The organism is Halorubellus amylolyticus, assembly GCF_034808145.1.
Lineage (GTDB): Archaea > Halobacteriota > Halobacteria > Halobacteriales > Natrialbaceae > Halorubellus.
Window position 1 is genome coordinate 102,274 of the sequence record NZ_JAXHGM010000005.1, and the last position, 21,118, is coordinate 123,391.

Sequence of the window (21,118 nt, forward strand, 5' to 3'; positions counted from 1 at the left end):
CCGCGGGCTGACCGCGCTTCGCGTTCGGCGTCACCGGAAATCGAAGTTCGCTTTCCGTTTCTCGCGACCGCTGCGTTCCTCGTAGTCGAGCGTCCAGAGCGCCAGCCCGATGCTCGCGATGGTCGGGACGCCGAGCGTGAGGACGAACCCGACTACGGAGGAGAAGAGACCGATGCCAAGGACGGTTGCGAGCGGGTGAATCGTCTGGAACTCGTTCCCGGTGAGGAGCCCGTAGCCGACTGTCACCGCGATCATCAGGGGGCCGACGGTGAGCCACGAGCACGTCCCGACGGCGAGTCCCGTGGTGAGTGCGCGGCGACGGGAGACGGCCTCCTCCTCCTCGGGGATGCGGACCTGCCAGAGGACCCACGTCCATCCGTACGCGTTCGCGGTCACGAGCGGGATGAACAGGAGCACGGCCGCGTTGAAGAGGCCGACCGCGAACAGCACGAAGAACAGCGTCGAGAACGCGAGCGCGAACGTCCCGTACACCTCGGCGGCGGTCCGCGGGTCGCGCTGGTTCGATGCGACCCACTCGGGGCGCTCGGGAACGCGTCGTTCGACGAGACCGGGGAGCAGGTTCTCGACGCGGACCACGTGCGAGACTCCACAGCCGCGTGACAAAACGATTCCGGCGGTGAGACGCACCGACGACCGGTAGTTTCGTTGCGTTAGCGACCGCCGACGCTGGTATGCGAGTGAGCGTCATCGGCGGTGGCGACGCGGACGAGGGCGACCTGGACCGAGCGCACGCGGTCGGCCGGTTGCTGGGCGAGCGCGGGTTCGACATCGTCTGCGGCGGGCGCGGCGGCGTCATGGCCGCCGCGTGCGCCGGAGCGACGGAGACGGGTGCGACCACCATCGGTATCCTGCCGGGCGAGGACCGCGACGCCGCGAACGAGCACGTCGAGGTCGCCGTCGCCACCGGATTCGGACACGCGCGGAACGCGCTCGTCCCGCTGAACGGCGACGCCGTCGTCGCCATCGCGGGCGGCCACGGGACGCTCAGCGAACTGGGGTACGCGGGCATCTACGACCGCCCGGTCGCCCGACTCGGCACGCACGACGTCGACGGCGCGTACGCCGCGGACTCGCCAGCCGACGCCGTCTCGTACGTCGCCGACGCGCTCGGCGAGTAGCGGTCGCGGTCCGAACGCTCGCGGCCGCTCTACGTTCACGCCCCGAACGCTCGCGGCCGCTCAGTGCTCGCGGTTCGAGCGCTCGCGGAACCGGAGTTTCACGGGGCGGTCCGGCTGGAGCGTCGCCGAGAACGAGTACCCGACCTCGTCGGTGACGGCGTCGACCTCGAACCGCGACAGGATCGTCGCGAGTATCAGGTTCGCCTCCAGGGTCGCGAACCGGTTCCCGATACAGGACCGCGGCCCGCCACCGAACGGATAGTGCGCGTACTCGGGGAGCGCGTCCCGCATCGCGGCCGTCCACCGGTCCGGGTCGAACGACAGCGGGTCGTCGTACCAGCGCTCGTCGCGATGCACGACCAACTGCGGCGTCGTCACCGTCGTCCCCTCCGATATCTCCCAGGGACCGACGGTGACGTCGCGCTTCGCCTCCCGGAACACGTTGTACGCCGGCGGATGCAGGCGCGTGCTCTCGTCCACGACCGCACGGAGGTACTCGACGTCCCGGACCGCGTCCGCGGTCGGCGTCCCGCCGTCGAGGACGTCGTCGAGTTCGGCGTGCAGTTTCGACTGCACGTCCGGGTTCAGAGCGAGCTCCCAGAGCGTCCACGTCAGGAGGAGCGCTGTCGTCTCGTGGCCCGCGAACACGAACGTCACGAGGTGGTCCTGGAGGCGCTCGCGGTCCATGGACGTCCCGTCGGCGTACTCCGCGTCCGCGAGTATCGACAGCAGGTCGTCGCCGACGTCGCCGTCGCTGGCGCGGCGTTCCGCGACGAGCGCCGTCATCGTCTCCCTGAGATCACGCATGACCCGCACGAACCGTCGGTTCGACGGCGTCGGCACCCACACCGGGAGGTACGAGCTGAGGTTCATCGGTGACGTCCGCGACAGTATCGCGTCGGCCGCCTCCCCGATGACCTCGCCGTCGCCCGAGAGGTCGGTCCCGAACATCGTCCGCGCGATGATTTCGAGCGTCAGGTCCTTCGCGTCTTCGTCCACGCGCACGACGTGGGCGTCCGCCCACGCGTCCGCGGTCCGGGTCGCCGCGCCCACCATCTCGTCCGCGTAGGACTCGACGCGTTCCCGGTAGAACGCCGGCTGGACGAGTGCACGGTCTCGCGCCCACTCCTCGCCCTCGCTCGCCACCAGCCCGTTCGGCGCGAGCCCGTCGAACGCCCGCGACAGCACCTCGCCCTTCCGGAACGCCGCCGCCTCCTCGACGAGTACGGACTGGACGTACGACGGGTGCGTGAGCATCACGGCCTCGGTGCGGTTCACGCTGTACGCGACCGCGTCGGCGTCGTACCCGTACCCCACGTCCTCGTAGTAGCCGTCCGGGTCGCGCATCAACTGGAGGAGTTTCCCCACGACCGGCGCCTCGTCCGCTCGCGGCGGTCGACGGCCACGCGCCCCGGTCCCATCCGCCATCGAGGCGGCCGCGGCAGCGTCCGCCGACCGCTGTCCGCGCACTCCCTCGGCCACGCCCGTCGACGCGCCCCTCGACTCGCGTCCATCGACGTCCGCGTCAGCCCCAGTCGGCGTGCTCATACCGCAATCTCCCCCAGCGACCACCAAGTCGATTCCGTCCAGATGACTAGCGCACTTATGAACGAGCGGAGGGTGGTCGCGGAACCAGCCGGTTCGAGTACCTTCGCTCGGTCCCGTTAGCGTGTCGCGGGGTCGAACCTCGCCGCGTCCGCGGGCACGACGTGGTCGTCGAGGCGACGGACGACCTCGTCCGCGAGCGTCTGGAGGTTCCGCGTGTCGTCGCGATTGTACTCGACGAGCATCTCGAGCGCGTGCTCGTCGCCGTCCTGGTACTCGTACCACAGCCGGACCGCGTCCTGCCCGGAGATGTCCGGCTGGTCGCGGTCGAGCCCGATGTCCTGCTCGATGCGCTTCAGTCCGCCCGACAGCCCGATGCGCTTGCAGGGATACATGAGGTCGAGGTGCGGGACGTCCGGCGTCACGCCGAGTTCCGTCTCGAGGAACGGGACGTCGAAGCGCGCACCGTTGAACGACGAGACCAACGCGGCGTCCTGGAACTGCTCGCGAACGCGCTCGGCGGTGAGGTCCTGCCCGCGGACGAGCGTCGTCGTCTCACCGCCCTTGTGGAACGAGACGGTCGTCACGTCGTTCCGGTGCTCGTCGAGCCCGGTCGTCTCGATGTCGAAGAACAGCGTCTCGTCGCGGAAGTTCTCGTACAACCGCCAGCGTTCCCCGCTCGGGAACGCATCCCCGAAGAACCGCGAATCCCCGTCGTCCAGGCGCTCGCGGGCGCGAGCGAGGAACTCCTCGATACGGTCCGCGGTCGTCGACCCGATACCGGACGTCGACCCGACCGCGTCACGGTCGAAGTCGTCCCAGTGCGTGATACCCGACCGCCAGAGGTTCCGTTCCGACTTCTCGCCCACGCCCCGCACGCCGATGAAACTGTTCTCCAGTCGCACGCCACACGCTTCGTCGGGCGACGCCTAAACCTCTCGCTTCGCGCACGCCACGACACCCTCACCCAGCGTCCACGCAGCCAGTCCACTCGTCGCCAGCGCCCTCGTAGCTAGTCCCCACCTCGACAGCGTCCTCGCAGTCAGTCCAGGCCCTCGAACTCGCGGAGCGTCTGCCGCCACGCCTCCGGTATCTCGACGGACTCCGTCGTCTCCCCGTCGTACGCCACCTGGACGGTCGACGCGTCCGCCGCCAGCTCGCCGCTCGCGTACACGTCGTACTCGAACGTCATGCTCTTCGTCCCGACGTCCACGACCTCGATCTCGACGGTCACGAACCCGTCCTCGAGCGTCACGGGCCGACGATAGTCGATCTCGAGGTTCGCGAGCACCGCCTCGATGGCGCCGGTGTCACCGAGGACGTCCGGGAGGTACTGGACGCGCGCCTCCTCCAGGTACGTCGCATAGATAGCGTTGTTCACGTGTCCGAGCGCGTCCACGTCCTGATACCGAACCGGCACGTCCACCGCGTACACGTCGTCGGTCATGTCACGTCGTCCGCCGAGGAGGACCCTCCGTCTTTCGGTCTCGGCCAGCTCCACTCCCCGGCTAGCGGCGCGCTCCGCGTCCGACGACGGTCAGTAGTGCTCCGCGTCCGACCGCGGAAAGTCGTCGTCCTTAGAGAGGTGGAGCGTGCGGTCGATTACGTCCCAGAGGGCGACCATCGGGAGCACAACGTGAGGAGTCTCGTCCCGGCGACGCCGGCGAGGAACTGCGCGCTGATTTCCACCTAGAGCGGGACGGGCGATTCCGCGGCGGCTGCGAGGGGAACGGCGACCTCAGCGGTCATGATTACCGGTCGTACGACACCGTTCGGTGTCGAAGTCGTCCGATACTGATATTCGATACGTGCCTCACCCCCGCGGTTGTGCATTCCTCTGGCACATCTGTGGTGGGTTTAGGTGCGTTGAACTGGTAGGGAGTATCGATGACAGAGACAGACGAACGCGAGACAATCCGAGAGCAGAAGCGACGAGAACTTCAGGAGAAGCTGGGTGACGGCGGAGAGGTCGCCGAGACCTCCCCCGAGGAGGCGCGTCCGGACGCACCGGTCCACGTCGAGGGCGCCGACCACCTCAGTGAGGTCACCGACGCCCACGAGGTCGTCCTCGTCGACTTCTACGCGGACTGGTGTGGACCCTGCAAGATGGTCGAGCCCGTCGTCGAAGCCCTCCACGACGACGGCACCGCCGTCGTCGCGAAGGTCGACATCGACGAGCACCAGGCGCTCGCACAACGCCAGAACGTTCGCGGCGTCCCCACGATGCTGCTCTACGTCGACGGAACATCGGTCGAGCGCGTTGTCGGCGCCAAGGACAAAGCGAGCCTCGAAGCGCTCGTCGCCCAACACGCCTGACCACGACGACCGACTTCGAGAGACGGCGTTCCCCGACCGTACCTCTCGACCGCGAGGAATCGAACCGCTGTCTGCGACGGTCAGAGCGGTATCCAGCCCGTGTCCGTGCCGCGGTCCTGGAGGTCCCAGCGCTGTTCGAGCCCGTCCTCCGCGTCCCGGACCTCGACGATAGCGTCGAACAGCGGTTCCAGAAGATGGACGTAGTCGCTGTCCCGCTCGAGCGGCAGATGGAAGTGCCCCATCCCGTCGACCTCGCGGACGCGCGACGTCACCATATGCAGTAACCGGAACACGTTCTCGGACTTGTGGTCGCGTAACAGCGGCGTCACGGAGTCGAAACAGAGCCGGAGTTCCGCCGGCTCGAGATCGAACTCGGCGTCGTACGCCGCGACCGCGTCGATTATCTCCGCGCCCAGGGACGCCAACAGCTGGTTCCCGACGACCGTCTGCTCGACGGACTCCGGAACGCCGTCGTGCGCGCCGGTTTCGCCGTCCGTCGCTTGCGTGACGATGCACGCCGAATCCCTCGCGTCCGGTGCCGTCGCGGTGAACCCACAGGACTCGTTCCCGGCGGTGTAGACGTACACCCGACGGCGAGGGTCCTCGCCGTCGCCGAGCAACCGCTCGCAGGCGGCGTGGTGTGCTGCCCCGCTCGTCTGCCCGACGAGCAGGATGTTGCTGCCCTCCTGCTTCAGGCTCGCCAGCGTCTGCGCGAACGCAGTACTGTCTGGCACGCCCCCGCCGTGATCGGTCCGCATTCTTGCGGAACTACGGATACAGCATACAATAAACATTGTGGCGGGTTCCGTCGAACAATAACGCCTGAAGCGGGTTCACCGGCGGAATCGACGACACGGGGGACCGCGGACCTGAGCAGACGAAAATGTGAGGGCGTGGAGACGCGATGAGTTCGAGGACGTGAGGGGCTGGGATACGCGATGGATGCGATGGCGTGACGACGTGGATTCGGCGTCGGCGAGACGATGCGGGCCAGACTTTTGTCCGCCTGGCGAGAAGGGACGGCCATGACCGACCGCCGGGACGACGACGCCGACTTCGCGGCCAGCGCGGAGGAGCTGTCGACGGTCCTTCAGGAGCTCCGGGACGAACTGCGACGCGACCCGCCGCGCGGCCCGTTCGGGTTACCGCGACCGCCGTCGCCGAGCGAGGTCGTCCGGTTCGCCGACGAGGTCGCGATACCGGGAACCATCGCCGTCCTCGAGGTGAACATCAAGCTCCTCGAGACCGTGCAGCGCGCGATCCGTATCGTCGACACCGGGAACCGCGCCAGGGAACGCGCCGACGACGCCCGCGACCGCGCCTCGGGGTCGGCCGAACGGCTCGCCGACGTCAGCGACAAGACGCTCAGGCGCCTCGAAGGGTCGCTCTCGGACCTCCAGAGCGCGCTCGACGACGGTGACCTCCCCGACGAAGGCGCGGCCGGAGAGCTCCTCTCTGAAGCGCGAGGCCTCCGCGACGACGTCCAGTCCCGCCTCCGGGAGGCACGGGAACGCGACCACACGCTCGACGACTTCGAGGAACGCGCGAACCGCGCCGACGACGCGCGTCGCGCGGACGCCGCTCGCGAGGACGACCCGGGCGAACGGAGCGAGAGCGCCGCAACGCAGAGGTCTGGCACCGGCGATGGCGGCGTGAAGGTGGACGTCGACGCCGAGATCGAGACGCTCAAGGACCGGTACGGGAAGGGCGAGGAGTCCAACGCGGGAACCGACGGCGATGCCAGCGCCGGCGAGCCGGGAGACGATACCGGAGACGACGATGCCGCCAGCGACGATGCGGGGAGCGACGATGCGGGTCGCGGCGGTGCCGAGGACGCGGGGAGCGACGATTCCGACGGTCACGGCGACGGTGGGCGAGGCGACGCGGACGCATGACAGCGGAGGAGTCGGGGACCGTAGATGGCAGCGAGGGCTCGGTCGACGCCTCCCGGCCGGCGTTCGAGACGAGTCACGGCGTTCGAGTTCCGTCCGTGACCGCGGCCGAGATGCGGGCGGTCGACCGCGTCGCCGTCGACGGGGTCGGCCTCCCGGTTGCGTCGATGATGGAGAACGCCGGGCGGAACCTCGCGAAGGCGAGTCGCGCGGTCGTCGGCGGACTCCCGCAGGACGCGGTCGTCGTCGCCGGCGGGGGCGGGAACGGCGGCGGCGGGCTCGCAGCCGCCAGGCACCTCTCGAACCACGGAACTGACGTCACCGTCGTCCTCGACCGCGACCGCGACGCTCTCGAGGGCGCCCCGGCCGGACAAGCGGCCGCGCTCGACGGGACCGACGCGACGGTCGTCCACGGCGAGGGAGCGGTCCACGACGCCGTCGACGCCGTCCTCGACGTCGACGTCGCGATCGACGCCCTCGTCGGATACGGACTCACCGACGACCTCGCCGGAACCGCCGGTGACCTCGCGCAGGTCGTCGACCAGGGCGCGAAACGCTCGCTCTCGCTCGACGTCCCGAGCGGGTTCGACGCCACCACCGGCGACGCGCCCGGACGCGCCGTCCATCCGGACGCCACGCTCACGCTCGCACTCCCGAAGACCGGACTCGACGCCGTCTCCGGAGACCTCCTCCTCGGCGACATCGGTATCCCCGCCGGCGTCTACGAGAGAGCGGGCGTCCGCCCGCCGGACGCGGGAACCTTCGGCGGCCAGTACGTCGTCGCACTCGCCCAGTCGAAGCGGTAGACGACAGGTCAGTGACGGACGTCCGGGACGATAAGACAGTGACGGACGCCTACGAGACGACAGGGCGGTGACGGACGCCTACGAGTCCACGGGCTCGAACCGGTAGCCGTCCCACGACTGGCTGTCCGGCTCGCGGATACCGGCACCCGGCTCGCGGAGCTCCTCGACGTACGTCGGTTCGACGACGTCACCGGACTCGACGTCGCCAGTGGTGAGTTGCGCGAGCGTCCGCACCGGCCCGCGGACGGTCCCGGCGGTGAAGTCCTGTGACGCCTCCAGCGCGGCGTCGAGGTCGAACTCGACGATAGCGAGATGATTCGGTTCGCGGACGCCCGGCGGCGTCGCCGTGCTCGTCGTCCACGTCACCACCTCGGCTCGGGTCTCCGAGAGGTCGAGTGCCACGTCCTGTGACTCGCCGCACTCCGGGCACCGCTGGTGGCCGGGGAACGTCGCGTGGCCGTTCGTGCACACGAACGCCGTCAGGTCGTCCCCCGACAGATGCCCCTCGCGAACGCGTGGCTGGTTCCCGTCATCGATACTCCCGTCGTCGTCTGTATGGTCGGTATGGTCGTGGTCGCTCATCGCGCTGCCTCCAGGATGGTGGTGATGACGCAGTTCCCGAACCCGCCGACGTTGCACGCGAGCGCGACGTCCGCCTCCACCTGTCGCGGCCCGGCCTCGCCGACGATCTGCTCGTATATCTCGACGCCCTGCGCGACACCGCTCGCGCCGAGCGGATGCCCCTTCGACTTCAGTCCGCCGGACGTGTTGATGGGGATATCGCCGTCCATCGTCGTGTCACCGTCCTCGACGCGCTCCCACGCCTCGCCGTGCTCAGCGAACCCGAGGCCCTCCATCTGGAGGAACTCGAGAATCGTGAACATGTCGTGGAGTTCCGCAACGTCGACGTCGTCGGGTTCGAGGCCGGCCATGTCGAACGCGCGCTCGCCGCTCTCGACGACCCCGCCCATGACGGTCGGGTCGTCGCGCTCGTGGACGACGTGCGTGTCCGTCGCACCGGCGACGCCGGAGATGACCGCGTAGTCGTCCGCGCCGTCGACGTACGACTCCGCGTCGTCCGCGGGGACGAGCATGAGCGCCGCGGAACCGTCCGTGATAGGGCAGAAGTCGTAGAGTCGGAGCGGGTCAGCGACGATGGGCGAGTCGAGTACGGTCTCGAGGCTCACTTCCTTCTGGAACTGCGCGTGCGGGTTCCGCGTCCCGTTCTCGTGGTTCTTCACCGCGACCTTCGCGAGGCTCTCGCGCGGTGCGTCGAACCGCTCCAGGTAGTGGCGCGCGGTCAGGCCGGCGAAGCTCGGGAGGGTGACGCCGTGCTTGTACTCCGCGGGATGCGTGAGGGAGGCGATGACGTCCGTCGATTCCGCGGTCGTCTTGTGCGTCATCTTCTCGCCGCCGACGAGGAGCGTCGCGTCGCTCGCGCCGCTGGCGATGGACTGCCAGGCGGCGTAGATGCCGGCGCCGCCCGAACTGGAGGTCTGGTCGACGCGCTGGGTGTACGCGCCGAGCGCGCCGAGGTCGTGCGCGAGCGCGTTCGGGACGCCCGTCATGCCCTCGAACTCGCCGCTCGCCATGTTCGAGACGTAGAGGTGATCGAGCGCGGACGGTTCGACGCCGGCGTCGTCGAGACAGGCGTCGCCCGCCTCGGCGAGCAGCTCTCGTATCCACGCGTCCCGCTGCCCGAACTGTGTCATGGACGCGCCGATTATCGCGACATCTCGCATGCGTGAGCCGTCGCCCGGGTGCGTCTTATATGTCCGTGTTGGTGCGGGATTCGGTCGAGTCATAGCCCGCGGATGGGTCCGGTGGGCTGGCGGTCGCTTCGGGTCGAGACGCGCGAAGCGCGGTCGGTCGGTTCGAGTCGAAGCAGGCCAGCCCTTCGTCTGCCCTCTCAGGGGACCCCCACCGTGGTTGCGAGTGAAATGCGACCCTGGCGAGGCGGGGCTCCGAGGACAGCCTCGACGACTGCCGACCGCCACCCACCATCGGTGCAAGTGAAAGACCGTGATGGTTCGCCCGTGCTCGTCGGTTCGGTGGGTGTCCTGATGAGGTTGTGGCGCGAGTCGTGGTGAGGGTGCACGTGAGCGTTGTAGCTCGGGCCGTGGCGGACCTCGTAGAAACGGTTGGTGTGGGGTCGATATGGAGGCCGCTGTTGGGGTGTCGGTGTGGAGGCTGTTGTTGGGGGTCGGTGTGGGAGTTGTGGTGGGAGAGAGACACCACTGTTGCGAGTGAAGCGGTTCGGGGTGTGGGTGGGGGGTGTGTGGCGGGGTGGGGCGCGGTTCCATCAACGACGCGAGTTCTTCACCTGCAACGGTGGTGGGGGTGGACGCCGAATTTAGGTGATAGAGGTCTCGAGAGCGCCAGTCAGTCGTTCCCGTGGTCTCCATAGCACCGATATCGCGACAGCAACCTGTCAGCGCTTCACTCGAAACACTGGTGTGCTCGCACACGACCCCCTAGCCCAACCCACGCTTCACACGAAACAGTGGTGTCTCTCACTCCAACCCACCCACACCAGACCCGATACACACACTGAAACTGCGAGAATCACCCGACGAAGCGTTGCTATCCCTCCGACAGTCACAGCCATGGTACTCACTTCCTTCCATTCCACTCCACACTACTCTAGCTAGACCACCTAGACTAGCTAGACTAGCTATGCTAGAAAGAAAAGAAGAAGCAGATGAAGAAGGCCAAGAAGGTGAAGAGGCGAAGATACCGAATACGATGGTGGGAGGCGCTTCGAGAGATTGGAGCTGTGCTGCTTGTCGTGATGACTCCAGACTCGTGGTTCCGTAGATCGCAGTCTCCGTGAGCCTCGGCCGGTGTGTCGTCGGTTCGAGGTCGTCGTTCGCGTCGTTCACTCGAAACACTCGAATCACGTGAAAAGGCGGTCGTTAAATAGGGTGAGTGCTACGGTCGAACGCATGCGTCGTTTCGAGCGCAAGCGGACGATATTCGCCAACAAGGACGCGCTCAGAGAGAGCTATCAGCCCGACCGCATCCAGGAGCGCGACGAGGAGATCGACGCGTACATGGACGCGTTACAGCCCGTCATCGACGGCTGGGAGCCCAACAACATCTTCCTCTACGGGAACACCGGCGTCGGGAAGACCGCGGTCACCGAATACCTCCTCGAGCGGCTTCGCGAGGACGCGCGCGGGTACGACGACATCGACCTCTCCGTCCTCACCCTGAACTGCAAGCCGCTCTCCTCGTCGTACCAGGTCGCGGTCGAGCTCGTGAACGAACTCCGTCCGGACGGCGGCGAGATATCGACGACCGGCTACCCCCAGCAGACCGTGTTCAACAAGCTCTACGAGGAGATCGACGCCGTCGGCGGGACCGTCCTCCTCGTGCTCGACGAGATCGACTCCATCGGCGAGAAGGACGAGCTGCTGTACGAGCTGCCGCGCGCTCGATCGAAGGGGGACCTGGAGAACGCGAAGGTCGGCATCGTCGGTATCTCGAACGACTTCAAGTTCCGCGACCAGCTCGACCCGCGCGTGCAGGACACCTTGTGCGAGCGCGAACTCCAGTTCCCGCCGTACAACGCACAGGAGCTCGCGAACATCCTCTCCTCGCGCGCGGAGATCGCACTCCGCGAGGACGTGTACGACGACGCGGTGGTGCGGCTCTGTGCGGCGCTCGCGGCGAAGGACCGCGGGAGCGCGCGGCAGGCGCTCGACCTGCTCTTGCTCGCGGGTGAACAGGCGCAGAACAACGGCGACGACTTCCTCGAGGAACGGCACGTCGAGCAGGCGCAACACGAACTGGAGCGCGAGCGCGTCGAGGAGGGCATCCGGCAGCTCACCCAGCACGGCCATCTGGCGTTGCTCGCCGTCGTCTCGCTCGCTCGGGCTGGCAGCACGCCCGAGCGATCTCGGAACATCTACGACCGCTACCTCGACGTCTGCGACGCGATGGGTATCGACAGTCTCGCGCAGCGCTCCGTCCACAATCACCTCTCGGACCTCCGGATGCTGGGTATCCTCACGGCGCGCGAGAACCGGTCGGGGTCGCGCGGGAACTTCTACAGTTACGAGCTCGACGTCCCGCTCGAATCCGCGCGTCGGGCGCTGGAGGACGAACTCGGCATCGACGACGGGTTGGAACGCACCACGCAGGCCGCGCTCGGCGAGCACGGCGAGTGACGCGACGACGCCGCCCTTCCTGAACGCGACTGGTGCGCTCCCGCAGCGATCCGCCTCGCGGTCGTCACACCCACCACCATTGCACGTGAATCAGTGGCGATGCTCGACCGCGCTCGCTTCCACGTCGGGGCGCCGCGAGAACGAGGTCGCTCCGGGAACGAACCGACCCGGGAACGAGGCCGCTTCGGAAGAACTCGATTACGGACGGAGGCCGGTTCGAGGGTGCGTCTAGAGGTCCATGCCGCCGTTGACGTCGATGACCTCGCCCGTGATGTAGCTCGAGTCCTCGCTGGCGAGGAACCGGACGGTGCTCGCGATGTCGTCGATCTCCGCGAACCGCTCCAGGGGTATCTGTGCGACGATGCGTTCCTGGACGTCCTCGGGGACCTCCGCGAGCATGTCGGTGCGCGTGAACCCGGGGGCGACGCAGTTCGCGGTCGACCCGCCGGACGCGAGTTCGATGGCGATGGTCCGCGTGAACCCGAACATGCCGGCCTTCGCCGCGGCGTAGTTCGCCTGCCCGAAGTTCCCCTGCTTCCCGACGATGCTGGAGATGTTGATGAGTCGGCCCTCGTGGGCGTCCCAGAGGTCGTCGTAGAACGTCTGCGTGCAGTTGAACATCCCGCCGAGGTTCACGTCCATCACCTGGTCCCACTCGTCGCGGGTCATGTTCACGAACCGCGTGTCCTGCGTGATACCGGCGTTGTTCACGAGGACGTCGACCTGCCCGAACTCGTCGTGGGCGAGGTCGCGCATCGCTTCGACCTCGTCCCTGTCGCAGACGTCCGCTTTCGCGGTGATGGCTTCACCGCCTTTCTCGCGGATGCCCTCGACGGTCTCCCGTGCGGCCTGGTCGCTCGACCGATAGTTCACGACGACGTTCGCCCCTCGCGCTCCGAGGTGTTCGGCGATGCCGCGACCGATGCCACGCCCTGAACCCGTGATGACACAGGTGCGTCCTTCCATAGACATGCGTTGAGATGCGAGCCACCGGTGGCGACTCGACAGTATCTGGACAATCGCCCAACTGCATCTTAATGGTTCGGCCGGCACCCGGTCCGCTCGACTGCCCGGCACCGGTCGTCAATCGTGCGCGTCACGGTCAGCGACCGCGGCCCGCGGCCGCGGTCCGAGACAGTCGTGCGACGAGAACCCGGGTCGATTGGGTAACGGCGAGCTGCGTCGATTGGTTGACGGCGGTAAACGTTTTCTTGCCAGCCTGATGAGGGGTGGATATGAACGTGAGAGAGCTGGTGCCGTTCGTCGGGTGGGGGGTCGCTGGCGTCCCCGTCGTCGGCACGTTCCTCCAGGCGGTGTTCGCGCTCGCTGGCGTACAGGGACGGTCGGTTCCCGTGGTCGGTGGTATCGTCGAGGCGATCATCTCGATGCCGGTGTTCCGAGAGGCCGCGGTACAGTTCAAGTCGAGCACGACGCTGGTCCTCGGGTTGTTCGCGCTGATCGCACTGGCGTGGGTCGGACAGGGGATCGCGATGGGGGCGTGGCGGAACCGAGACGCGACGTTCGCGTTCGCGGGGCTGGTGTCGGTGCTGTTCCTCGTGTTGTTCTTCGGGGTGTACGCGCCGTTGTTCTCCGCGGACGTCGGCGGCGTCGGCCTGGTGCTGTTCGTGGCGACGCCGTTCGTTGCGAGCGTCGGCGCCCTCGGTGGGGCGTGGACGCGCGACTGGGACGCGGACCTAGAGGTGGAGACGGCGACGGCGCTGTCGAACGCCGAGGACTCGCTGGCGTCGAAGCGAGCTGCGCTCGACGACGCCGTCTCTCGGAAGCTCGACGAGGCGTCCATGGAGACGCTCGCGGAGCACGCGCCGAACGCGGTCGCGGACGCGCGGTCGGCGATCGAGGAGGAACGCGAGGGGTACGCGGACGTCGAAGCGGAACTGGAGTCTATCCGGACGGGGAGCGCGGACGCGTCGGTCCGGCGCGAGCGCGCGATAGAGCTCCGGGAGCGCGTCGAGTCCCGGGACCCCGCGGCCGCCGCGGCCCGTATCGAGTCGCGACTGGCCGAAGCGGTCCTGGACGTCGTCGAGCGCGGGGACGTCGACATCACGGTGCGGTCGCGGTACGGCAAGGAGTACGACCTCGTGAACCTCCCGACGACGTTCCGCGAGTTCGAGCTGTCGCCGGACGGCCGGTCGACGCACGTCGGCGACGTCGACCACGCGCTCCGGTCGATGCTGGACGGCGAGGGCGACGACCTCGCGACGGTCGTGTCGGCGCTGGAGCGCGTCGAGGTGCACCGGGAGCGCATCCAGCGGCACGTCGAGGAGGCTGAGGCGTCGTTCCACGAGTCGCTCTCGTCGGCGGAGACGGACGTGGAGCGCACGCGGGAGGAACTACAGCGACTCGAGGGCGCGGTCCGGAATCGCGTGACGGAGCTGGCTGTCGACGGGCAGGACGAGTCGGTCGAGAGCGTGCACGCGGTCGAACGCAAGCTCCGCGACGCTCGGTCCGCGCTGCACGCGTGCCGGTTCGACGCGGCCGATGAGCAGGTGACGGTGGCGCGGGAGACCGCCGCGGGACTGCTGACGTCCGTGCAGTTCTTCGGGAGCGTCGCCGGCGCGCTCGGGCACGGACAGGAACGGTTGTCGCTCCCGCCGGAGGTGTCGCGCTCGATGGCGTCGGCGCTGAAACCGGCGTTCGAGCGCGAGTATCCGGTCGAGTACGTCGTGCGTGACGACGCGATCGTCCTGCGGTCTCGCGACGGTGTCGACGCGACGGCGACGACGGAGTCGAATCGCGCGTCGACGACGCCGGACCCAGAGCCTCAGGAGCCCTCGCCGACGAAGCACGTCGACATGGAGTCCGTCGTCGACGAGGTCCTGTTGCTGCTCGACGAGTTCAGGGACGCGGTCGACGCCGGGGACCGGACGGTGCACGTGAACACCGACAGTCTCCCGTCGTTCGTCGCGACGGCGGAGTCGATTGCGGCACTGGAACAGTTCGCGAACCGGCAGAGCGACCTCGTCGAGTCCGTGGACGTGCCGTCGACGCTCCCGGGCATCGTCGACGTTCGGTTCGCGGAGGAGACGACGGGTGATGCAGCGCTCGAGTCGCTCCAGGAGCGGTTCAAGCGCGAGTACACGTAGGGGGCGAGGCCAGTAGCTTCATACCGCCGCCGGTACGGGTTCTACGTACTCAGAACCCTCCATGACGGGAACATGTAAGATATGCGTGACGGCGCGTGACGGGTGGGAGCGGGACACGCTGGAAGCACACATCGCGCACGAGCACAGAGACGAGCCGAAGTCCGTCGAGCAGGTGTACCCCGACCTCTACGAGCCGATCTTCGTGGAGGAGCGGTACTGGTCGGACGAGGACGACGAGGCGGAGGACGAACCGCCGACGACGGGGTCGACGGACCAGCGGTCGACGGGAACCGACGACCTGTCGGGGTCCGCGGTCGGGAAGAAGTGGTTCATGCTCGGCGTCGGTGGCGCAGGGAATCACATCGTCGACGCGGTGCTCCTGCGGCGGAACACCCTCTCGGAGGAGAACGAGGACCGCGTCCACATCTGGGACGCGGGCCTCGCCGACGCGAGCATCCTGAACACGAACGTCGCGGAGATCGAGGAGACGTACTACGCCCAGGCGGAGAAGGGATACAACCGTCACGACATCGTCGCGAACTGCATCATCGGGCAGGGCGCGCACAACTACGCCGGTGCGGGGCATCGATGGGACCACGGCCGGGACTTCGCGCTCGCGGACTTCGAGGACGAGGGGAACCCGTTCAACGAGCGCTGGGATAGCAGCCCGGTCGACCTCCGCGACTCGCAGGCGATTATGTTCATCCATAGCGTCACGAAGGGCACGGGCTGTGGGTCGACGCCCGTGATCGCGGACAAGCTCCGTGACCGCGTGCTCGAGGACGACATGGTCGTCGGGAAGCCGATATTCTCGTCGGTCGTCATCCCGAGCGAGTACGCGTCCCAGTCCGGGCGTGCGAAGGTCAACGGCGTGCTGGGGATGGCGCGGATGGCGGAGAGCGTCGACGCCATCATCCCGTTCGACAACCGGAAACTCCGGGACGCGACACAGGACATCCAGCCGCGCATCCACGACATCGAGCGGTACAATCCGCCGGAGTACACGGACCTCAACAAGCCGCTGGTGTCGTTCCTGGAGGCGTTCACGATGTCGTCAATCCCGCAGGTCCTCAACCAGGACGTGGACCTCTCGATCCGCGGTGAGGTGTTCGACCCGGCGGACAGCTTCCGGCCGGTGCAGGACAAGTACCCGTTCGACCCGGAGCGCGAGGTCGACCCGGCGGTGGTTCTCGCGCCGGTCCTGGGGAAGATCCACGCGTCGTCGTTCGACCGGTCGAAGGTCCAGATGCTCGCGCGGAAGGCGCTGTTCCAGAACAAGCTCGCGGACTTCGACCCGACGACGGCGTGGGGTGGGACGTTCCTCGTGTACGGCCCCGAGGAGAAGATGGCGTCGCTCGCGCCGCTGCTCGACGACGGCGTCCTCCGGGACGTGCTCGGCGGCCCGGACTTCCTCGACCGCGAGTCGACGTCGGGGGTGGAGACGGTGGACATCAACACGCACCGGCTCGTGACGCCGTACCTCGACGACGTCTACCTCTGGGGGACGCTGTGGAACCCGGAGATGCAATCGCTCTCGGAGATGTACGAGCACGCGCTGACGATGAAGCAGGACGGGAACACTCGGCTGGCCGCGGGCATCCGCGACGAGTGGGAGCACGTCGAGGCGTTGTTCGACTGTCTCGGACGGGAGAAGATGCCTTGAGGTGACCGTGCATGATGCCATCGAACCTCTACGCGCTGCTGCGTCCGACCGTGCGAGACGTTGTCCTGCAGACGACCGGTGGCGGTGGGACGGGGAGTCTGGTGGTCGGCGTGGTCGCGTTGGTCGTGGGCGTGGCGCTTGGTGCGGTCGGATATCGGTTCGTCGGTGACGACGGCCAGGACCCGGCGGTGCGTCGGGTCGCGGACACGCTTTCGGTGCAGCCGGAGGGGCGTGCGGTCCACGACGGCGTCACGGACCTGACGAGCGCGACGGACGACCTGCTTCGGGCGGCTGCGGACCAGGGCGTCGTGGAGACGTCGCAGGGTCGGACGGAGGCGCTGGAGTCGTTCGCGTCGGCCGTCGCTCGCGGTCGCGTCGACCTCGTCGAGAGCGACGGACGGGGCCGGTCGGCCAGCGGGCCGGCTGGGGCGTCCGCTGGCGGGTCGGACGGCGGTGCGGTGTCGGCGGCCGCGGCGTCGGTGCAGGCGAACCGGTCTCCGCGGTCGCCGACGGCGCAGACGTTGCTCGACGCGCTCGGTGACGGGCGGGTCGACGAGCGGCTGGCGCGCGACGCCGTCGAGGACGCGGTCGACGGACTGGAGGCGGCTCACGGCGTGATGCAGGCCGTCGAGCGGACGGGAGACGTGACGGTCGGAGCGGAGGGGGACGCGTTCGCGGAGCGGCTACGGGACGTCGACGGGTCGCTCGCCCGGACGCTCGAACCGATCGCGGCGGACGTCGCGTCGATGGCGGCCGAGAGCGAGCGGTCGCGCTCCGGGACCGGCGCACCGGCGGATACCGGGTCCGAGGAGCGCGTGGTCGCGGACGCGGTGTCGGCGTTGGAGGCGCGGACGACCCCGCAGAGCGCGGCGGCGACCGGACTCCTCGACGCCCTCGGCGACCCGAGTTCGACCCCACAGGGGCGAGTGGAGGGTGCGCTCACGACCGCCGTCGGCGCGCTCGACGAGCACGCGCGAACGAGGGACGCGCTCGAGCGCGTCGACGCGGACGAGGTCGTCGCGGTCGCGAACGAGGTGAAGCGCGACCTCGACCCCGACCAGCGCGTCGAGGCGGCGGTCCTGGAGCGCGTCGCCGACCTCGTCGACGACGCCGAGCGGACCGACGAGCGCGTCGAGTGGTACGGCGCGTACCACGAACTCGTGTTCTACCGGGACACGCTCGTTCCGACGCTCGAATCGAGCCGCGCGGAGTCGACCGACGACGCACAGCCGAGTGACCTGGTGGCGTCGGTGGCGGACCGCATCGACGAGGTCGAGGGGTACTACGAGCGTCGGGACGACCACAACCATACGATACCGCGGCACTTCGTGTCCCTCGCCCGGTCGCTCCACGAGGACGGTCGGAGCTACGCGAGCACGGACCCAGACCGCGCTCGCGGACTCCTGACGGCGGCCGACGCGCTCCTCGAGCACGTCGAGGACCTCTACGAGCGGAACCAGTACTCGATTATGCTCCGACGGCTCCGCGGGTGACCTCGTCCGGGTCGGTCCTCCGCTGTGACGACCGCCTGGGTGACGACCGGGGCGGTCGTCCGCTGGGTCGACCGGGTTGGTGACCCCGCCCGAGTCGGTCATCCAGGGAGAGGAGACGGTTCGTTCTGCCAGAAATACTAAATCACCGGTACGTATAGACACGTGTCAGAGACATCTAATGACGTATCTCTTCGTAGGGGCAGGACAGGCCGGAAGCGCGATAGTCGACGCCGTGTTCGATTACACGTCGGATTCGACGCTCGGTCTCTTCGGCGAGGACGACATCACCGCGCTGGCCGAACCACTCGTGTTCAACTCGACAATCCGGGACCTCCAGAACCTCCGGAACGTCGACGCTGACGCACAGTTCGGCATCGCGGAGCAACGCGGCCTCGTCGACGGGAACACGGCCGGGTTCGAGGAACAGGTGACTGGGGGGTTCGGTCGCGACCCGGTGAAGGCGGACGAGGTGATGACGGACCATTACGACGAGCTCGTGACGCGGCTCGAGGACCGGTTCGGGGCGTCCACCGCGGCGTTCACGGACGGCGGTGACGCGGAGTGGTCGGAGACGGACGACGAGTGGACCGCGACCGACGACGACGGGGACACCGCCGAGGAGACGGCGGGCGTCTCCGCGGGGTCGACCGACGCCACCAATCAGGAGGAGATCCAGTTCGCGTTCGTCTGTCTCGGTCTCGGCGGCGGGACGGGGTGTGGTATCGCGCCCAGTATCGTGGACGCGATCCACGAGTACACGAACGACCGCGCGGACGTGGTCGCGCTCGCCGTCCTCCCGAACACGATGGGACAGGTCAACGACGAGGACGGCGGTGAGACGGTCGGGGCGGGCCGGCAGGCGTGGAACGCCCGCTACGGCCTGAACCGACTGGAGGACCGCGCGGACGGTATCGTCCTCGTCGACAACCAACGCATCTCGTATCAGGCGGCGGCGGAGAGCCAGTTCTCGGAGTACAACGAGTACGTGGCCGCCGGCGTCTACGACCTCGTCGCGGGGCCGGTGCTCTCCGGCGTCGACCCCAGCGATTACGACGACATCGACACGCCAGACATCGACGTTCAGGACCTGGTCACGTCGCTGAACTTCGGTGTCGGGACGTCCGATTCGAAGGCGGGGTACGCGGCTCTCGGTCGGTCGACGACGATGACGCGGTCGCTTCCCGGCTACCTGCTGCCGTTCGTCGGGAAGAAGGACGTCGACAGCGCGGCGCTGGTGCGGCTCGCGACGAGCAAGCAGTCGGTCGCGGACCTGGACCCGTCGGATGCGCAGAAGGCCATCGGGCTGGTGCGGGCGCCGTCGAGTTACCTGTCGGGGAGCGGTCGGCGCGTGGAGACGTCGACGATCCGCGAGTACCTGCAAGCGCAGTGCTCGCTCCAGGAGGTCAACCTCGGCGTGGCGCTACACGACCGTCGGCTCGCGACGGTGACGACGCTCCTGACCTACGAGCGCGAGGACATCGACCGGCTTCGCGAGATAGAGGAGAAGGCGGAAGCCTACGAGGAGCAAACGGAGGCGATGATACAGTGACACGCCGGTCGACGGACGGCTATCTCGGGGGAATGGGGATGGTCGTCGCTGCGGTGGTCGTCGTCTGTCTCGTCCTCGCCGGCAGCGGCGTGGTTGCGGCCGGCGTCCAGTCCGAGGAGACGACGACGTCGAACGTCTCGTCGAGCGTCGACGCGGCACAGGCGCAGAACGACCGGGTGTCGTCGCTCGCGGGGCTCGCCGACGGGACGGTCGTCCAGTATCTCGCCGGCATCGGTCTCGGGGCGGGCGTCGGACTCTGTCTCGGCGGTATCGTGATGTACGAACACCAGTCGCGACGCATCGAGGATACGTTCGAATGACCGTGCGACGATACCTCGCTGTCGTCCTCGCGGTCGCGGTGCTCGCCGGAACGATGCCGGCCGCCGTCGGGGCGGTCGACGACTCGGGTCTTGACTCGTCGGCGACGCCCGCTGGTGAGGCGACTGCAGTCTGCGATGGCGTGAGCGGGTCCGGGAACGTCGTCGTCGCGACGCTCTCGAGTACGGGGGAGCGCGTCACCGGGTCCGCGCAGCTGTACGCGAACGTGACTCTCGACCTGCGGTTGTGCTCGTCGGAGGGGCTCGTGACGCCGTACGGTGACGCCTGGAAACTCCAGGACGACGCCGGGTTCGAGGTCGTCAACGAGACCGACCGCGGGCCACGGGTTCGACTGGAACCGGGGTACGGGTCGGTCGAGTTCCCGTCGAAGGTCCGGATGAAGCAGGTCGACAGCGGACTGACGGTCACCGAACCGGCCGCGAACGCGGTCGACCCCGCTATCGGGGTCGACGAGCGCCTGTACCTCCCGTCGGCGGGGTCGGTCGACGAGTACCTGTCGCGCGAGCGGGCGTTCGTGGACGCGTCGAACCGGACGTCGGCCGCGACGGAGCGTCTGGCTGAGACGGCGGCGGCGCTCAACGGGAGCGGTTCCGGGTCGTTCAACGCGACCACCGCGAACCGGACGCTCGACCGACTCGACGAGTCCGTCGACGAGCTGAACGCGAGCGCGTCCTCGTTCCGGACGTTCCTGTTCGGCGTCACCGGTGAGTCGCCGACGCCGGGCGTGGCGGTGGATACGCTCGACGCCGTCGAGTCGAGCGAGACGACGCGGCGCGAGCGGGCGACCGACGCGGTCGCCGCGTACGACGCGGCGCTGGACGCCCGCGAACGCTCGCTGACGTCGAAGATACGGAACAACCTCCTGCTCGCAACCGGACTCGGGCTCGTCCTCGGCGTCCTCGGCGGTGGTGCACTGCCGTACCTCGTCGCGAACCGGACGATCGGCCGGAAACGCATCGACTCGACGACTGACTACAACAGGTACGCGCTGTGGGTGCCGGTCGGGGGCGGCATCGCGCTCGTGGCCGCGACCCTCGTGGTCGTGGCGTTGACTGCAGGACTCTCCCTGTTCGGAGTGATACTATGAAGACTCGAACTCG

At 68.2% G+C, this 21,118-nt stretch carries 19 protein-coding genes; 11 read left to right on the top strand and 8 right to left on the bottom strand.

Going from position 1 to position 21,118, the window contains the following annotated elements; translation table 11 throughout:
- Positions 1–30 precede the first annotated feature (30 nt).
- Entirely contained in the window at positions 31–597 is a 567-nt protein-coding gene (locus tag SM754_RS13475; protein ID WP_323676758.1) for a hypothetical protein, read from the bottom strand.
- 95 nt (positions 598–692) lie between these two features.
- On the opposite strand from SM754_RS13475, the gene SM754_RS13480 reads away from it, so the two are divergent.
- Positions 693–1,139: an SLOG cluster 4 domain-containing protein gene (locus SM754_RS13480; RefSeq protein ID WP_323676759.1), complete on the top strand. Its 447-nt coding sequence runs from the start codon at positions 693–695 to the stop codon at positions 1,137–1,139.
- Positions 1,140–1,199: 60 nt separating this feature from the next.
- On the opposite strand, the gene SM754_RS13485 is transcribed toward SM754_RS13480, so the two are convergent.
- The 3 genes from SM754_RS13485 to SM754_RS13495 form a co-directional block, all read right to left on the bottom strand.
- Entirely contained in the window at positions 1,200–2,687 is a 1,488-nt protein-coding gene (locus tag SM754_RS13485; protein WP_323676760.1) for a cytochrome P450, read from the bottom strand.
- A 116-nt stretch (positions 2,688–2,803) separates the two neighbouring features.
- Positions 2,804–3,589 (bottom strand): ribonuclease H-like domain-containing protein, encoded by a 786-nt coding sequence (locus SM754_RS13490; RefSeq protein WP_323676761.1) that lies wholly within the window; start codon positions 3,587–3,589, stop codon positions 2,804–2,806.
- Between the two features lie 137 nt (positions 3,590–3,726).
- A complete protein-coding gene (locus SM754_RS13495; RefSeq protein WP_323676762.1) occupies positions 3,727–4,131 on the bottom strand; it encodes an acyl-CoA thioesterase in 405 nt (134 codons plus the stop codon).
- Between the two features lie 440 nt (positions 4,132–4,571).
- On the opposite strand from SM754_RS13495, the gene trxA reads away from it, so the two are divergent.
- Positions 4,572–5,000: a thioredoxin gene (gene trxA, locus SM754_RS13500; protein ID WP_323676763.1), complete on the top strand. Its 429-nt coding sequence runs from the start codon at positions 4,572–4,574 to the stop codon at positions 4,998–5,000.
- A gap of 80 nt (positions 5,001–5,080) precedes the next feature.
- Here the strand turns inward: trxA and SM754_RS13505 are convergent, their stop codons facing one another.
- Positions 5,081–5,758 carry a DUF7504 family protein gene (locus SM754_RS13505; RefSeq protein ID WP_323676764.1) on the bottom strand — a complete coding sequence of 226 codons (678 nt, stop codon included), beginning with the start codon at positions 5,756–5,758 and terminating at the stop codon, positions 5,081–5,083.
- Positions 5,759–6,025: 267 nt separating this feature from the next.
- Here SM754_RS13505 and SM754_RS13510 point away from each other — a divergent pair, with 267 nt between their 5' ends.
- Entirely contained in the window at positions 6,026–6,895 is an 870-nt protein-coding gene (locus SM754_RS13510) for a DUF7547 family protein (protein ID WP_323676765.1), read from the top strand.
- The gene (locus tag SM754_RS13515) at positions 6,892–7,698 is read left to right on the top strand and encodes an NAD(P)H-hydrate epimerase (RefSeq protein WP_323676766.1); all 807 of its coding nucleotides are present in this window, start codon (positions 6,892–6,894) and stop codon (positions 7,696–7,698) included. Before SM754_RS13510 ends, SM754_RS13515 begins: the two co-directional genes overlap by 4 nt.
- Positions 7,699–7,776: 78 nt before the next feature.
- Here SM754_RS13515 and SM754_RS13520 read toward each other — a convergent pair whose 3' ends face one another.
- Positions 7,777–8,280: a PhlB family protein gene (locus SM754_RS13520; protein WP_323676767.1), complete on the bottom strand. Its 504-nt coding sequence runs from the start codon at positions 8,278–8,280 to the stop codon at positions 7,777–7,779.
- Entirely contained in the window at positions 8,277–9,440 is a 1,164-nt protein-coding gene (locus SM754_RS13525) for a thiolase family protein (RefSeq protein WP_323676768.1), read from the bottom strand. Before SM754_RS13525 ends, SM754_RS13520 begins: the two co-directional genes overlap by 4 nt.
- Positions 9,441–10,643: 1,203 nt before the next feature.
- Between SM754_RS13525 and SM754_RS13530 the strand changes: the two genes are divergently transcribed.
- Positions 10,644–11,870: an orc1/cdc6 family replication initiation protein gene (locus SM754_RS13530; protein WP_323676769.1), complete on the top strand. Its 1,227-nt coding sequence runs from the start codon at positions 10,644–10,646 to the stop codon at positions 11,868–11,870.
- 228 nt (positions 11,871–12,098) lie between these two features.
- Here SM754_RS13530 and fabG read toward each other — a convergent pair whose 3' ends face one another.
- Positions 12,099–12,842: a 3-oxoacyl-[acyl-carrier-protein] reductase gene (fabG, locus tag SM754_RS13535; protein WP_323676770.1), complete on the bottom strand. Its 744-nt coding sequence runs from the start codon at positions 12,840–12,842 to the stop codon at positions 12,099–12,101.
- Positions 12,843–13,105: 263 nt separating this feature from the next.
- Between fabG and SM754_RS13540 the strand changes: the two genes are divergently transcribed.
- The 6 genes from SM754_RS13540 to SM754_RS13565 all read left to right on the top strand — a co-directional run bounded on the left by SM754_RS13540 (position 13,106) and on the right by SM754_RS13565 (position 21,105).
- Positions 13,106–14,974 carry a hypothetical protein gene (locus SM754_RS13540; RefSeq protein ID WP_323676771.1) on the top strand — a complete coding sequence of 623 codons (1,869 nt, stop codon included), beginning with the start codon at positions 13,106–13,108 and terminating at the stop codon, positions 14,972–14,974.
- Between the two features lie 85 nt (positions 14,975–15,059).
- Positions 15,060–16,637: a cell division protein FtsZ gene (locus SM754_RS13545; protein WP_323676772.1), complete on the top strand. Its 1,578-nt coding sequence runs from the start codon at positions 15,060–15,062 to the stop codon at positions 16,635–16,637.
- Between the two features lie 11 nt (positions 16,638–16,648).
- Entirely contained in the window at positions 16,649–18,130 is a 1,482-nt protein-coding gene (locus SM754_RS13550) for a hypothetical protein (protein WP_323676773.1), read from the top strand.
- Between the two features lie 178 nt (positions 18,131–18,308).
- The gene (locus SM754_RS13555; RefSeq protein WP_323676774.1) at positions 18,309–19,679 is read left to right on the top strand and encodes an FtsZ/tubulin family protein; all 1,371 of its coding nucleotides are present in this window, start codon (positions 18,309–18,311) and stop codon (positions 19,677–19,679) included.
- Positions 19,676–19,999 carry a hypothetical protein gene (locus tag SM754_RS13560; RefSeq protein ID WP_323676775.1) on the top strand — a complete coding sequence of 108 codons (324 nt, stop codon included), beginning with the start codon at positions 19,676–19,678 and terminating at the stop codon, positions 19,997–19,999. Before SM754_RS13555 ends, SM754_RS13560 begins: the two co-directional genes overlap by 4 nt.
- Positions 19,996–21,105 carry a hypothetical protein gene (locus SM754_RS13565; RefSeq protein WP_323676776.1) on the top strand — a complete coding sequence of 370 codons (1,110 nt, stop codon included), beginning with the start codon at positions 19,996–19,998 and terminating at the stop codon, positions 21,103–21,105. Before SM754_RS13560 ends, SM754_RS13565 begins: the two co-directional genes overlap by 4 nt.
- The last annotated feature ends 13 nt before the right edge of the window (positions 21,106–21,118 follow it).

Excerpts from the sequence above, each read along its gene's own strand:
- SM754_RS13480 (WP_323676759.1), top strand. The coding sequence starts at position 693 with ATGCGAGTGAGCGTCATCGGCGGTGGCGACGCGGACGAGGGCGACCTG.
- SM754_RS13485 (WP_323676760.1), bottom strand. The coding sequence starts at position 2,687 with ATGAGCACGCCGACTGGGGCTGACGCGGACGTCGATGGACGCGAGTCG.
- SM754_RS13495 (WP_323676762.1), bottom strand. The coding sequence starts at position 4,131 with ATGACCGACGACGTGTACGCGGTGGACGTGCCGGTTCGGTATCAGGAC.
- trxA (WP_323676763.1), top strand. The coding sequence starts at position 4,572 with ATGACAGAGACAGACGAACGCGAGACAATCCGAGAGCAGAAGCGACGA.
- SM754_RS13505 (WP_323676764.1), bottom strand. The coding sequence starts at position 5,758 with ATGCGGACCGATCACGGCGGGGGCGTGCCAGACAGTACTGCGTTCGCG.
- SM754_RS13510 (WP_323676765.1), top strand. The coding sequence starts at position 6,026 with ATGACCGACCGCCGGGACGACGACGCCGACTTCGCGGCCAGCGCGGAG.
- SM754_RS13515 (WP_323676766.1), top strand. The coding sequence starts at position 6,892 with ATGACAGCGGAGGAGTCGGGGACCGTAGATGGCAGCGAGGGCTCGGTC.
- SM754_RS13520 (WP_323676767.1), bottom strand. The coding sequence starts at position 8,280 with ATGAGCGACCACGACCATACCGACCATACAGACGACGACGGGAGTATC.
- SM754_RS13525 (WP_323676768.1), bottom strand. The coding sequence starts at position 9,440 with ATGCGAGATGTCGCGATAATCGGCGCGTCCATGACACAGTTCGGGCAG.
- SM754_RS13530 (WP_323676769.1), top strand. The coding sequence starts at position 10,644 with ATGCGTCGTTTCGAGCGCAAGCGGACGATATTCGCCAACAAGGACGCG.
- fabG (WP_323676770.1), bottom strand. The coding sequence starts at position 12,842 with ATGTCTATGGAAGGACGCACCTGTGTCATCACGGGTTCAGGGCGTGGC.
- SM754_RS13540 (WP_323676771.1), top strand. The coding sequence starts at position 13,106 with ATGAACGTGAGAGAGCTGGTGCCGTTCGTCGGGTGGGGGGTCGCTGGC.
- SM754_RS13550 (WP_323676773.1), top strand. The coding sequence starts at position 16,649 with ATGATGCCATCGAACCTCTACGCGCTGCTGCGTCCGACCGTGCGAGAC.
- SM754_RS13555 (WP_323676774.1), top strand. The coding sequence starts at position 18,309 with ATGACGTATCTCTTCGTAGGGGCAGGACAGGCCGGAAGCGCGATAGTC.
- SM754_RS13565 (WP_323676776.1), top strand. The coding sequence starts at position 19,996 with ATGACCGTGCGACGATACCTCGCTGTCGTCCTCGCGGTCGCGGTGCTC.